Here is a 13,434-nt window from a genome sequence, read left to right on the forward strand (position 1 = left end):
ATCGCGAACCGATGGGGACAGCTAGCGTCTGATCCACACACGCGGCGCATGACTCACGTGCGCTTCGTTTTTGGATCGACCAAGGAGACCCTAGATGGCAAAACGGACCTATGTCCGCACGGCTGCGGTGCTGGGTGCTGCTTCACTGGCACTGTTCGGCTGTTCCTCGAGCGACGATTCCAGCTCGGGGGACAGTTCCAGCTCTGCCAGCGGTGGAAGTTCGGCGGCAGAAGAGACAACGGTGTCGACCGACTGCACGCCGGATCAGGCAACGGCAGGGGCGACCCCCGTCACGACCCCACTGGTCGTCGGTACGCTGCTTCCCGAAACCGGCAGCCTCGCATTCCTCGGCCCGCCGGAGGTCGCGGGTGTGCGCCTCGCGGTCGACGAGGTCAACGCTGCGGGCGGCGTTCTCGGACAGCCTGTTCAGCTCATCCCCGGCGACTCGGGTGACACGACGACGGACACCGCGAACACCACGGTCGACCGTCTGCTCGCGGGTGGAGCGGACGTCATCGTCGGTGCGGCATCGTCCTCGGTGTCACTGAAGGTCATCGACAAGATCGCCAGCGCCGGCGTCGTACAGTTCTCCCCGGCCAACACTTCGGACCAGTTCGTCTGCTACGCGGACAAGGGCCAGTACTTCCGTACCGCACCCACCGATGTACTTCAGGCTCAAGCGCTTTCGCAGCTCATCGCGGAGGATGGTGCGCAGCGTGTATCCATCCTGGCGCTCAACGACCCCTACGGCACCGGCCTCGCCGCCAACACCGTGGAGAACCTCGAAGCAGCGGGCATTCCGTCGGATCAGATCCAGTCGATCATCTACGACCCCAACGCACAGTCGTTCAACGCCGAGGTCGACGACGTGAACAACTTCGCGCCCGACGCCGTCGCAATCGTCGGCTTCGAGGAGTCCGCGAAGATCATCACGCGTATGCACGAGGTCGGCATCGGACCGTCGGACGGCACTCTCGTCTACGGAGTCGACGGCAACATGGGCAACGCCCTCGGCGAATCCGTCGCACCGGGCCTGCTCGACACGATGCGCGGAACCACCCCGCTCACCGACGTCGGCACCGCCTTCCAGGATCGACTCAAGACCGTCGACCCCGCCCTGGTGGACTTCAACTACGCCGGCGAGTCCTACGACGCAGTCATCATCTCGGCCCTCGCAGCAGAGCAAGCAAAATCGACGGCGGGCACGGACATCGCAGCCAACATCAACAGCGTCACCAAGGACGGCGAGAAGTGCACCACCTACGCACAGTGCCTTCCCCTCGTCCAGGCCGGAACCGACATCGACTACGACGGTGTCACCGGTGCGCTGAACTTCAGCGACGCAGGTGAGCCGGCCACAGGTTCCTACGGCAACCTGGTCTTCGGCCCGGACAACACCCTGAAGACGGACGGATACATCGTCGTCGGAGAGTGATCAGTCCTCGGTACTGACTCAGAACACACGGAACCCCGGTCCACCTGGACCGGGGTTCCGTGCTGTCGGTGGCCATGCCGTGCGGTTATCCGTTGGGACCGAATGAACCGTTCGGTCACTCCAAGTGACCGAACGCCACGTTCGCTCCGCCTTGGGCATCCGCCGTTGGGACCGAATGAACGGTTTGGTCAGTCAGACTGACCGAACGCCACGCTCGCTCCGCCTTGGGCAACGGGGCGTGCCCGAGCCCGTCTGCGCTGGGGAGCACGAGGACGGCCCCTGGGAATGCAGCAAGACCCGGGCTCGTGGGGTGAGCCCGGGTCTTGTCGGAGTGCGGAAGTTATTTCTTCTCTTTGCTTCCCGCCAGGGTGCCGAGGTAGAGCTCGATAACCTTGGGATCGTTCATGAGGTTGGTGCCGGTGTCGGTGTAGGCATTTCGGCCCTGGTCGAGGACGTATCCGCGGTCACAGATCTGGAGGCAGCGGCGTGCGTTCTGTTCCACCATGATGATGGAGACGCCTGTTGCGTTGATCTTCTTGCAGCGGATGAAGACTTCGTCCTGGAACATGGGGGAGAGGCCTGCGGACGGTTCGTCGAGCAGCAGGACCGATGGTTCCATCATCAGGGCACGGCCCATAGCGACCATTTGTCGTTCGCCGCCGGAGAGTGCGCCTGCTTTGACTTTCTTGCGTTCGCCGAGGAGTGGGAAGAGTTCGCTGACGAAGTCGAAGCGTTCCGCGAATTTCTTCGGCCGCAGATAGATTCCCATTTCGAGGTTTTCCTCGATGGTGAGTGACGGGAAGACGTTCTGTGTCTGCGGCACGTATCCGACGCCTTTGGTGACCAGTACGTGGGCTTCGGCGGAGGTGATGTTGTCTCCGCGGAGTCTGACCGAGCCCTTGCGGACGGGGATGAGCCCGAACAGTGTTTTGAGCAGGGTCGATTTTCCTGCGCCGTTGGGGCCGATGATGCCGACGATCTCGCCGTCTTTCAGGAAGAAGTTGCACTCTTCGAGGATGTTGACGCCAGGGATGTATCCGGCGACGAGGTTGTCGGCGCGGACGAGAGCCCCCTCGGCGAGCCGGGCGTGTTCTTCCGGTGTTGCGGCGAATTCGGCGGGGGTCAGTTTGTCGGTGTTCGGTTCGCTCATTTGCCGTCTTCTTCCTTGGCGTGCTTGCCGGTTGCGACGTCGGCAGACGCGACGAACTCGGGCTCGGACAAGTCGCCGCCTGCTTCGAGCTCTTCGGCTTCGGCCTGTTCCAGCGCTTCGGCCAGTTCGGCTGTGGCGCCGACGGGATTGCCGTTCTCGTCGAATTCGAGGGCCTGGTCGTGATGGCTTCCGAGGTAGGCGTCGACGACAGCACCGTTGTTGGACAGGTCTTCCGGGGTGGATTCGGCGATGACGCTGCCCTGCGCCATCACGACGACCCAGTCGCTGATGTCGCGAATGACGTCCATGTCGTGTTCGACGAACACCACCGTCATCCCGTCGTCGCGCAGCGACTTGATGTGGCCCAGAAGGCTCTGTGTCAGTGCGGGATTGACGCCTGCCATGGGTTCGTCGAGCATGACCACGGCCGGATCGGTCATGAGGGCGCGCGCCATTTCGAGTAGTTTGCGTTGTCCGCCGGACATGGAGCCGGCGAGGTCGTCGGCCTTCGCGTCGAGCTTGAATCGCTCGAGCAGTTGGTAGGCCCGGTCGGTGATCTCCTTCTCCTGCTTCTTCCACGTCCAGGGCATCAGCGTGTTGACGATCCGTTCGCCGCGCTGGCCGGTGGCGCCGAGACGAACGTTGTCCAGCACAGTGAGTTTGGACAATGCTTTGGTCAACTGGAACGTGCGTACGACGCCCTTGCGCGCGACCTGGTGGGGGTGCATCCGGCCCAGTGACTGTCCGTCCATCGACCAGGTGCCCGTGTCGGGGCGGTCGAATCCGGTGAGCAGGTTGAACAAGGTGGTTTTACCGGCACCGTTGGGGCCGATGAGGCCGGTGATGCAGCCTCGCTGGATCTCGAGGTGTGCGACGTCGACTGCTTTCAGGCCGCCGAAGGTTCGGGACACTCCGTCGACGACGAGCGTCGGATCCGGTTTTGCCGCACCGGGAGTCTGGGGGACTCCGGCGAACAGCGATGACCTTTCCTGAGCGCTCAGTGGCCGCCGTGCGTCCGCTGTTGTCTTGTCAGGCATTGAGCTGTACCTCTCGCTTGTTGCCGAGAATGCCTTGCGGCCTGAACACCATCATCACGGCGATCAGAATGCCGAGGAGTACGAATCGAGTGGCGCCGACCTGCTGTTCGGTCAGGTTGAGCAGGGGATCGGGACCCGAAATGGCTTGCCGCAGGATGGCGTCGGGGATGGAGAGAAGGAACCAGAACAGCATGGCGCCGAGTACCGGGCCGAACACTGTTGCGGCACCGCCGAGAATCAACGCACCGAAGGCGAAGAACGTCTGCGCGGTGGAGTAGAAGTCCGGGTTGATGGACTTGGTCTGCAGGGCGTTGAACACGCCGCCCATGCCTCCGATGACGCCGCCGAGGACCAGAGCCTGCATCTTGTAGACGAAGACGTTCTTGCCGAGCGATCGCGCTGCATCCTCGTCCTCGCGGACGGCCTTGAGAACGCGGCCCCATGGGCTGTGCGTGAGCAGATAGATGAATCCGCAGAGGATCAGTACGAGCGACCATCCGACCACCATGGCCCACAGGTCGTCACCGTAGAACTTCACGCCGAGGAACGCGTACTGCTTACCGGAGTCGAACGGGCTGAGAGAGGTGAACGGGTCGGCGAAGCCGAAAATACCGTTGGTGGACTTGGTGATCGGATCGGACGCCGTCGATCTGAACACGAGTCTGAGGATCTCCGATGCGGCGATCGTGACGATCGCGAGATAGTCGGCGCGCAGCCGCAGCGTCGGGATGCCGAGGACGAGTGCCAGCAAGCCTGCGGCGCCGAGGCCGACGAGAATGCCCAGCCACAGAGGCTGCTGGTAGGTGATCGTCATAATGCCGACGCCGTAGCCGCCGAGCAGCGCGAAGCCGATCTGACCGAAGTTGAGCAGCCCGGCGTAGCCGAAGTGCAGATTCAAGCCGATTGCGAGCAGTGCGTAGAAAATTGCCGACGGCCCGACCAGTTGGGCGAGCGAGACCTGGAGTGCTCCGAGAATATCCACGTTGTCACCCGATCCTTTGCCGCGAGCCGAGTATGCCCTGGGGTCTGACGACGAGGATGAGAATCAAGACGAGCAGTCCTCCGATGTATTTGAGATCGGGATTGATGATCATCGTCGACCACTGGACCAGCAGTCCGACGATGACGCAGCCGAGGAGGGCTCCGTACGCAGTTCCCAAGCCGCCCAGTGTGATTCCTGCGAACATCAGGAGCAGCAGCTTGAAGCCCATCTCCCACTGAACGCGGCCACCGAGCTCGGAGAGCCCGAACAGGACGCCGCCCAGGGCGGCGAGGCCACCACCCATGCACCAGACGAAGGTGACGACGCGCTCGACATTGATTCCCGACGAGGCGGCGAGGTCACGATTGTCGGCAACGGCGCGCATCGCCTTGCCGATTCGGGTGCGCTGCAGCATCACCGCGACGCCGACGAGGACGACGATGCTGATGACGATGCAGGCGAGGTTGACATTGGTGATCGCCAGCGGTCCCCATTCGTTCTGGGTCTGCGCCTGGTAGTCGGCGAACGGTTCGGCGCGATCGGAGAAGAAGATCAGGATGAGGTATCGCAGTGCGATGGCCAAGCCGATCGACACCACGAGTTGAGCGATCAAGCCGGTCTTCCGTTTTCGCAACGGGCGCCAGATCACTGTGTTGTTCAGCCAGCCGATCGCGATGCCGACGATGATCGCCAGGATCGTCGCCCAGATCAGCTGTATGCCCATGCTGACGTTGAAGACCCACGCGGCCACGGCGCCGAGCGTCACCAACTCGCCGTGCGCGAAGTTGGTCAGGCCCGTGGTGCCGAAGATCAGGCTGAGGCCGACGGCTGCCAGTGCGATGACCAGACCGAAGCGAAGGCCGTCGACGGTGGTCCTGATGAATTTCTCGTAGAACGGCACTTCCGTGGCCGTTCTGGCTTCACCGAAGGAGAAGATGACGGTGTTGGCGCGTCCGGCCTGCACGTCGCGTTCCACCGAGCCCTGGACGCTGACTCCGTCCGGGAGGGTTTCGGAGTCGACTTCGAATGTGTATGTGCCGGGCGACAACTGGAGTGTCCAGCGGCCTCCGTCCTGAGAGGTGGTGCGAACCACCTCGTCACCGGAGGAGTCCAGTGCCTTCACATCGACGTCGGCAAGGCGTTCACCGCCGTTGTTGAGGCTTCCGCTCACGGCGACCGCGTCGGCGGGCGGTGCGTCCGAGATCGCGGTGGGCGGGGGAGTAGGGGTCGGTTCTTGAGCTGCGGCAGTGCCACCGAACGTCACTGCTGCTATGGATCCGAGTATCGCCAACATGAGGATCTGTCTCAGAAGGCGGAACGAACGTCGGTCTGTGTACCGAATTCGGATCTTCCTTCGGGTCCATCGAACATTTGGAGCCACGCACGTCCTCCGGACGGTTGTCGGGGTGAGCCCAGGATCGGGCTCGGCTGCTTGCAATTGTCGGACTCTAACCGTTGGAACCGCACGAAATCGGCGTCTCGAATTTCCGATAAGTATCATTTGTGTTTCGAACTACGTGAACAGGCGAAATCGCAGCAGATTCCCATCCGCGCCCGCCGCTGTCGGACCCTCTACCTAGACTGGGCAACCGTGAGCCCCGTAACCGACGCCAGTGCCGCATCCGCACCCTCGACCGGCAAATCAGCCGACGGTCAGCAACCGACGCTGTTGCTCATCGACGGTCACTCGATCGCGTTCCGCGCGTTCTTCGCCCTGCCCGTGGAGAACTTCAAGACCACGAGCGGCCAGTCGACCAACGCGGTCTACGGGTTCACCTCCATGCTGATCAACCTCCTCCGGGACGAGAAGCCGACGCACATCGCCGCAGCCTTCGACGTCTCTCGGCAGACGTTTCGCGCCGAGCGATTCCCGGACTACAAGGCCAACCGCAGCAAGACCCCCGACGAGTTCGCCGGCCAGGTGGACATCACGAAGGACGTCCTGGGCGCAATGGGTATCCCGGTCATGGCCGAGCCGGGTTTCGAGGCCGACGACATCATCGCCACGTTGGTCACTCAGGCCGAAGCGCTCGGCTACCGCGTTCTCGTCGTGACCGGTGACCGCGACTCGCTGCAGCTCGTCACCGACAACGTGACCGTGCTCTACCCCAAGAAGGGGGTTTCGGAGCTCACCCGGTTCACCCCGGAGGAAGTGACCACGAAGTACGGGTTGTCGCCGTCCCAGTACCCCGACTTCGCGGCGCTGCGAGGCGACCCGAGCGACAACCTGCCCGGAATCCCCGGCGTCGGCGAGAAGACGGCGACCAAGTGGATCGTGCAGTACGGCTCTCTGGAAGAACTGGTCAACAACGTCGACAAGGTGAAGGGCAAGGTCGGTGACGCACTGCGCGCCAACCTGTCCTCGGTCGTCCTCAACCGCGAGCTCACCGAAATGGTGCGCGACGTGCCGTTGCCGTACACCCCGGACCAACTCGAACTGGCACCGTGGGATCGCGAGAAGATCCACGGCTTGTTCGACGACCTGGAGTTCAGGGTTCTCCGTGACCGCCTTTTCGACACGTTGTCCTCGGCCGAACCGGAGGCGGAGGAGGGCTTCGACGTCAAGGGTGGCGCCGTCCCCGTCGGAGAGCTCGCCTCGTGGCTTGCCGCTCACGCGTCGACGGGTGAGCGCCACGGACTGTCGGTCGTCGGTCCTCGTCGCCCGTTCGACAGTGATGCCGTGTCCATCGCGATCGCCGCGTCCGACGGTGAGGGCGGATTCGTCACGACGAGCTCACTCGATCCGTCGGACGAGACAGCGCTCGCGGCATGGTTGGCCGACGAAACGCAGCCCAAAGCCCTTCACGAGGCCAAGTGGGCCATCCATGCACTCCGCGGTCGGGGATGGACTCTGGGCGGGTTGACGAGCGACACCGCACTCGCTGCATACCTCGTTCGTCCGGGGCAGCGAAGCTTCAACCTGGACGATCTGTGCCTGCGCTACCTCAAGCGTGAGCTTCGGGCCGAGGACTCCGTCGAAGGGCAGATGTCCCTACTGGACACCGAGGACGTCGCCGAAGCCGCGGTGGCCGAGGGCGAGATCCTGCGAGCGCAGGCCATACTCGATCTGGCGGCTGCACTGGACTCGGAACTGACCGACATCGAATCGACGTCGTTGCTGTCCGAGATGGAGCTACCGCTCCTCGGAGTTCTCGCGGACATCGAAGCGACGGGCATCGCCGTCGATCGCACCCACCTCGAGGAACTCCAGAGCCGCTTCGCCGGGCAGGTGTCCGACGCCGCCAATGCCGCCTACGAGGTGATCGGCAAGCAGATCAACCTGGGTTCGCCGAAGCAGCTGCAGGTCGTGCTGTTCGAAGAACTCGACATGCCGAAGACGAAGAAGACCAAGACCGGTTACACCACCGATGCAGACGCACTGCAGGGCTTGTTCGAGAAGACCGAGCATCCGTTCCTGAAGTTCCTGCTGGACCACCGTGATGCGACGCGCATGAAAGTGACCGTCGACGGGTTGCTCAAGTCCATCTCCGACGACGGGCGTATCCACACGACGTTCAATCAGACGGTCGCAGCGACGGGCCGCCTGTCCTCGACGGAGCCGAACCTGCAGAACATTCCGGTTCGTAACGAGGCCGGGCGCCACATCCGCGACGGGTTCGTCGTCGGCGAAGGCTACGACATGCTGCTGACGGCCGACTACAGCCAGATCGAGATGCGCATCATGGCCCACCTGTCCGGCGACGAAGGTCTGATCGAGGCGTTCAACACCGGCGAGGATCTGCACAGTTTCGTCGGAGCGCGAGCCTTCGGTGTTCCCATCGAAGAGGTCACCCCGGAGCTGCGTCGTCGGGTCAAGGCCATGTCGTACGGGCTCGCCTACGGGCTTAGCGCCTTCGGGTTGGCTGCGCAACTCAAGATCTCCACGGACGAAGCCAAGCAGCAGATGGAGGCGTACTTCGCTCGCTTCGGCGGCGTGCGTGATTACCTGCGGAACGCGGTGGAGGAGTCCAGGAAGGTCGGATACACATCCACGTTGTACGGCCGTCGACGCTACTTGCCGGACCTCAACAGCGACAACCGTCAGCGGCGTGAGGTTGCCGAGCGTGCCGCGTTGAACGCTCCCATCCAAGGCACGGCTGCGGACATCATCAAGGTTGCGATGATCGACGTGCACAAGTCGTTGAGCGCGTCGAATCTGAAGTCGCGCATGCTGCTTCAGGTTCATGACGAGTTGGTGCTCGAGGTGGTCGAATCCGAGCGCGACGAGGTCGAGGCACTGGTTCGCGACAAGATGGCGTCGGCCATTTCGTTGTCGGTTCCGCTCGAAGTGTCGGTCGGTACGGGGCGTAGTTGGGACAAGGCCGCGCACTAGGCGCTATCCGGCCCCGTCCGACAAGGACACCGCTCGACCACACAGTTCAGGGCCGGTCGCAGTTGCGACCGGCCCTGAACGCGGCAATGCCGTCCGAATTATTCGCTGTCAGCGGCGGCAGGCTGCTCGGCGATCTGCTTGCGCACCTCGTCCATGTCGAGTGCCTTGACCTGTCCCACCAGATCCTCGAGTGCCGCGGCGGGGAGTGCGCCGGGCTGCGCGAAGACCAGGACGCCCTCACGGAACGCCATGATCGTGGGGATCGACTGGATGTTGGCAGCGGCCGCCAATCCCTGCTCCGCCTCGGTGTCGACCTTGGCGTGCACAACATCCGGGTGGGATTCCGAGGACTTCTCGAACGTGGGCGCGAACTGGCGGCACGGTCCACACCACGACGCCCAGAAGTCCACGAGCACCACGTCGTTGCCGCCGACGATCTCGTCGAAGTTCTGCTGAGTCAAAGTCTGTGTTGCCACGCCTGCCCTTTCGTCGATGTTTGCTTCTCTGGATCCCTCAACGCGCCCCGGGCTCGAAATCATCCCGGGTCATGCAGGTTGCGGCGCCGCCCGGAACGTACGTCGGTACGAGTTCGGCGTCGTACAGCGCAGCCGGACGAAGTGTTGCCGCAGCACAGCGGCATTTCCGAAGCCCACGCGTTCGGCGATGACATCCATCGACAGGTCCGAGTTCTCCAGTAGCTGTTGCGCCGCCAGTACCCGCTGGTCGTTCAACCAGCGGGCGGGCGTGGTCCCGGTTTCGGCCTGGAACCGGCGCGCGAACGTGCGTGCGGACATGTTGACCCTCGCGGATAATGTCTGGACCGACAGTTCGGTATGCAGGTTTTCCGTCATCCAATCCAGCAGTGGCGCAAGGGTATCGACCTCGACGGCGGGGAGGGGCGTGGTCACGAACTGGGCCTGGCCGCCGTCCCGATGCGGCGGTACGACCATCCGTCGCGCGATACCGTTCGCCACGACGCTTCCCTGCTCCTTGCGGACGATATGAAGACACAGATCGATGCCGGCAGCCGTTCCCGCGCTGGTCAGGACATTTCCGTCGTCGACGTAGAGCACGTTGCGGTCGACCTCGGCGAGAGGATATTCCGCGGCCAGTCGGTCCGAGTGTCGCCAGTGCGTCGTGCATCGCCGTCCGTCGAGCAATCCTGCTTTGCCGAGAAGAAAAGCGCCGTTGCACAGGCTCGCGACCTTGGCGCCCCGAGCAGCAGCGGCGCGTAACTTGCCGAGCAGGGGTTCCAGTGTGTCGTCGAGTTCCGAGTTGCACAGCGCGGAGCCGTCGGAGGCCAGGTGGGTACCTCCCGCCGGAATCACGATGAGATCGGCGTCGTCCAGCTGGGACAGGTCGTACGGAACGTCTATGGTGTAGCCGAACCGGGATCTGATGGGTTCCGCCACGCCTGCGATCAGAGAGAAGTCGTAGGTGGGCAGTCCCTCGTCGGACCTGTCGAAGCCGAACACCTCGCAGGCGACACCCATCTCGAATTGCTCGGTCAGTGGCAGCAGTGGAACGACGACGCGTTTCAACATGTCGGCAAGTATGGCAGAAAAACGTGGAACTGTGTCGTATCTGCCACTGTTGGTGTGGAACCCCTGCTAGCAGGCTTGCATCCATGACCATCGCACTGATTTTCCTGGCCACGATCAGCCTGGTGTACCTCGCGACGATGCTCGGTTACGCCCCCGACACCCATGCCGAGGTGACTCAGTTCGGTGACTACAAGTTCTGATGACCGGGCCGCGTCGCGAGCCACTCACGCTTGCCGTCACCGTCCCATCGACGCAGTGCCACCGTGTGTCCGACGAGGTCCGGTTGTGCCGAGTCCAGGCGCACGAGCGCTTCGGCCAGCTCGACCCGCGTCATCCGTCGTGCAAGCGTGACGTGTGGTGACCACTTACCGGGCTGAGTGTGGGATCTGTTGCCGTCGGCGTCCCCCAGAATCGTTGCCGCTCGAGAGTGCAGGTCGAGCAGCTTCCTCGAGGGGACGACTGCACGCGCGAGGGTGATGTGCTTGCCCCGGAACAGCACGTAAGCCCCGAGCCGAATCGGGAACTCCACAGCGAGGTACTCGTCCGCGATGCGCGCGTCCAACCCCTCCATTTCGTCGGCGACCGCCAGGGTCACATGTGGCCTGTTGGACTCGCCGGTGTGTCGCGCCTGGCTGGGCAGGTCGGCGTCGAGCAGGATCTGCCACTCGCGCCGGACCGCGGCATCGAGGGATTCGTCGAGAAGCAATTCGAGAGACTGAACCATAGTCAGTCATGATTGCCGATATGGCACACGACGGAGTCACGAAGGTGAGAATCGGCTCGATGCTCGGCGACGGCATCGGGCACGAGATCGTTCCGGCGACCCAGCGCGTCGTCGACGCCGCTGTGGGGGCGGAGCACGCCCTGGCCGTGGAGTGGGTCGAGTTGCCGCTGGGGCACGCGGCGATCGAGTCGCACGGAACGCCGGTTCCGGAGTCCACGCTCGCGGAACTCGATGCGCTCGATGCCTGGGTACTCGGCCCGCACGACAGCGCGTCGTATCCGGAGCCTTTCAGGTCTCAGTTGACGCCGGGCGGTGTGATTCGCAAGCGATTCGATCTGTACGCGAACATCCGCCCTGCCAAGGCTCATCCCGGTGTCCGGGCGGTGTCGAACGGGATGGACCTCGTCGTGGTCCGCGAGAACACGGAAGGGTTCTACGCAGACCGCAACATGTTCGTCGGCAGCGGGGAATTCATGCCGACGCCGGACGTCGCTCTGGCAGTCGGCGTGTTCACCCGAGCCGCGTGCGAACGGATCGCCCGAGAAGCATTCGTGCTGGCACGAACGCGGTCGCGGCACGTCACCATCGTGCACAAGACCAACGTCCTGTCGTTGACCACGGGGTTGTTCCGCGACGTCTGTCGCGGCGTGGCCGAGAGCTTCCCCGATGTGAGCGTCGACGAGCACCACATCGACGCTCTGACTGCGCACCTCGTTCGACGGGGAGAGGATTTCGACGTCATCGTCGCGGAGAACATGTTCGGCGACATTCTGTCCGACCTCGCGGGTGAGCTGTCCGGATCGCTGGGAATGGCACCGTCGGTGAACACGTCCGAGAACAAGGTGATGGCGCAGGCAGCGCACGGATCCGCACCGGATATCGCCGGAACGAACAGAGCCAATCCGACGGCGTTGTTCCTCTCTGCCGCAATGCTTCTCGAATGCCTGGCGACCCGACACGGCGACACGCGGCTCGCGCACGCTGCCGGGCGGATCCGGCACGCCGTCGACGGTGCCCTCGAATCCGGAGTGGCCACAGCCGACCTCGGCGGCACCGCGTCGACCGGTGAGTTCACCGAGACCGTTCTCGCGAGAGCGCTGCGGATCTGACTGCGCCCCGCGTGCCGAGGCCGCCGAAGGTACGAAAATGCCCTGAGGTTCGACGCGCCCGCGTTACTGTTCGATTACCCGGACAGCACGGGCGACGAACGTCGCCTAGGGTTCGTAGGTCCGGCTCACCGCTCGACGTGGTGCGGCCGTGCAGGACTGTCGCGTTGGATCGTGTTTGGATTTCGGAGGATTTCTCGTGTTTGATCGCTCGTACTCGAAGACCGCTCGGATGTTGTTGGCAGTGGGCGGCGCCGGGGCGCTGTTGCTCTCGGGCTGCGCCCAGAACACCGAAGAAGGTGCTTCACCCGCAACCGACGAGACGACAGCTGTCGAGGTGACCAAGGTCGACGAGATCGCGGCGACCCTGCCGGAGAAGAACGTGTCGTCAGGGACTCTCGTCGTCGGTGTCAACGTGCCCTACTCGCCCAACGAGTTCAAGGATTCCTCGGGCAAGATCGTCGGTTTCGACGTGGACCTGATGAATGCAGTGGCAGGCGTGTTGGGCGTGACGGCACAGTACGAGGAAGCCGACTTCGATCGGATCATTCCGTCGATCCAGGGCGGTACGTACGACGTCGGGATGTCGTCGTTCACCGACACCAGGGAGCGTGAGCAGACCGTCGACTTCGCCACGTACTTCAACGCGGGTACGCAGTGGGCGCAGCAGACGGGCGGAAGCGTCGACCCGACGGACGCCTGCGGGCTGAAGGTCGCCGTGCAGACCACCACGATCCAGGATCAGGAGGAAGTTCCTGCGAAGAGCGAAGCGTGTGTCGCCGCAGGCAAGCCCGCCATCCAGATCGAGAAGTACGACAGCCAGGACGATGCCGTCAACGCACTCGTACTCGGGCGTGTCGACGCGATGTCCGCCGATTCACCGGTCACCGCGTACGCCATCAAGCAGACCGGCGACAAGCTGGAGGCGGCCGGTGACGTGTTCGACTCCGCTCCGTACGGTTACCCGGTCGCCAAGGGATCGCCGTTGGCGGCAACCCTGCAGCAGGCAGTGCAGCACCTGATCGACAACGGTCAGTACCAGACCATCGCAGAGAACTGGGGCGTCGAGGCGGGCGTCATCGAGGAGTCGCAGATCAACGGTGCGGTCAACTGATCCGCGGTC

At 63.5% G+C, this 13,434-nt stretch carries 11 protein-coding genes; 4 read left to right on the top strand and 7 right to left on the bottom strand.

The window, feature by feature from the left end:
- Positions 1-94: 94 nt before the first annotated feature.
- Positions 95-1,435: an ABC transporter substrate-binding protein gene (locus tag H292_RS0115880; protein WP_020112029.1), complete on the top strand. Its 1,341-nt coding sequence runs from the start codon at positions 95-97 to the stop codon at positions 1,433-1,435.
- Positions 1,436-1,775: 340 nt separating this feature from the next.
- Here the strand turns inward: H292_RS0115880 and H292_RS0115885 are convergent, their stop codons facing one another.
- From H292_RS0115885 to H292_RS0115900, 4 genes are read right to left on the bottom strand one after another with little or no spacing between them, the layout of a single operon-like run.
- A complete protein-coding gene (locus tag H292_RS0115885) occupies positions 1,776-2,585 on the bottom strand; it encodes an ABC transporter ATP-binding protein (RefSeq protein ID WP_019665838.1) in 810 nt (269 codons plus the stop codon).
- The gene (locus tag H292_RS0115890) at positions 2,582-3,622 is read right to left on the bottom strand and encodes an ABC transporter ATP-binding protein (protein ID WP_020112030.1); all 1,041 of its coding nucleotides are present in this window, start codon (positions 3,620-3,622) and stop codon (positions 2,582-2,584) included. Before H292_RS0115890 ends, H292_RS0115885 begins: the two co-directional genes overlap by 4 nt.
- Positions 3,615-4,604: a branched-chain amino acid ABC transporter permease gene (locus H292_RS0115895; protein ID WP_019665836.1), complete on the bottom strand. Its 990-nt coding sequence runs from the start codon at positions 4,602-4,604 to the stop codon at positions 3,615-3,617. The genes H292_RS0115890 and H292_RS0115895 overlap by 8 nt, the downstream gene beginning before the upstream one ends.
- Before the next feature lie 4 nt (positions 4,605-4,608).
- Positions 4,609-5,898, bottom strand: coding sequence for a branched-chain amino acid ABC transporter permease (locus H292_RS0115900; RefSeq protein ID WP_019665835.1), 1,290 nt, complete (start codon positions 5,896-5,898; stop codon positions 4,609-4,611).
- A gap of 297 nt (positions 5,899-6,195) precedes the next feature.
- Between H292_RS0115900 and polA the strand changes: the two genes are divergently transcribed.
- A complete protein-coding gene (gene polA / locus H292_RS0115905; RefSeq protein WP_020112031.1) occupies positions 6,196-8,937 on the top strand; it encodes a DNA polymerase I in 2,742 nt (913 codons plus the stop codon).
- A 98-nt stretch (positions 8,938-9,035) separates the two neighbouring features.
- On the opposite strand, the gene trxA is transcribed toward polA, so the two are convergent.
- The 3 genes from trxA to H292_RS0115925 form a co-directional block, all read right to left on the bottom strand.
- A complete protein-coding gene (gene trxA / locus H292_RS0115910; RefSeq protein WP_019665833.1) occupies positions 9,036-9,413 on the bottom strand; it encodes a thioredoxin in 378 nt (125 codons plus the stop codon).
- 69 nt (positions 9,414-9,482) lie between these two features.
- Positions 9,483-10,481, bottom strand: coding sequence for a helix-turn-helix domain-containing protein (locus H292_RS0115915; protein WP_020112033.1), 999 nt, complete (start codon positions 10,479-10,481; stop codon positions 9,483-9,485).
- A 187-nt stretch (positions 10,482-10,668) separates the two neighbouring features.
- Positions 10,669-11,205, bottom strand: coding sequence for a 2'-5' RNA ligase family protein (locus H292_RS0115925; RefSeq protein ID WP_020112034.1), 537 nt, complete (start codon positions 11,203-11,205; stop codon positions 10,669-10,671).
- Between the two features lie 20 nt (positions 11,206-11,225).
- Between H292_RS0115925 and H292_RS0115930 the strand changes: the two genes are divergently transcribed.
- Both H292_RS0115930 and H292_RS0115935 read left to right on the top strand, forming a co-directional pair.
- Positions 11,226-12,314: an isocitrate/isopropylmalate dehydrogenase family protein gene (locus H292_RS0115930; RefSeq protein WP_020112035.1), complete on the top strand. Its 1,089-nt coding sequence runs from the start codon at positions 11,226-11,228 to the stop codon at positions 12,312-12,314.
- A 229-nt stretch (positions 12,315-12,543) separates the two neighbouring features.
- Positions 12,544-13,425, top strand: a complete 882-nt coding sequence (locus tag H292_RS0115935) for an ABC transporter substrate-binding protein (protein WP_033188606.1) — start codon at positions 12,544-12,546, stop codon at positions 13,423-13,425.
- The last annotated feature ends 9 nt before the right edge of the window (positions 13,426-13,434 follow it).

The sequence above is a fragment of the Rhodococcus sp. 114MFTsu3.1 genome (genome assembly GCF_000383555.1).
Lineage (GTDB): Bacteria > Actinomycetota > Actinomycetes > Mycobacteriales > Mycobacteriaceae > Rhodococcoides > Rhodococcoides fascians_E.

Coding starts and splice junctions, on each gene's coding strand:
- H292_RS0115880 (WP_020112029.1), top strand. CDS start 95: ATGGCAAAACGGACCTATGTCCGCACGGCTGCGGTGCTGGGTGCTGCT.
- H292_RS0115885 (WP_019665838.1), bottom strand. CDS start 2,585: ATGAGCGAACCGAACACCGACAAACTGACCCCCGCCGAATTCGCCGCA.
- H292_RS0115890 (WP_020112030.1), bottom strand. CDS start 3,622: ATGCCTGACAAGACAACAGCGGACGCACGGCGGCCACTGAGCGCTCAG.
- H292_RS0115900 (WP_019665835.1), bottom strand. CDS start 5,898: ATGTTGGCGATACTCGGATCCATAGCAGCAGTGACGTTCGGTGGCACT.
- H292_RS0115915 (WP_020112033.1), bottom strand. CDS start 10,481: ATGTTGAAACGCGTCGTCGTTCCACTGCTGCCACTGACCGAGCAATTC.
- H292_RS0115925 (WP_020112034.1), bottom strand. CDS start 11,205: ATGGTTCAGTCTCTCGAATTGCTTCTCGACGAATCCCTCGATGCCGCG.
- H292_RS0115930 (WP_020112035.1), top strand. CDS start 11,226: ATGGCACACGACGGAGTCACGAAGGTGAGAATCGGCTCGATGCTCGGC.
- H292_RS0115935 (WP_033188606.1), top strand. CDS start 12,544: ATGTTGTTGGCAGTGGGCGGCGCCGGGGCGCTGTTGCTCTCGGGCTGC.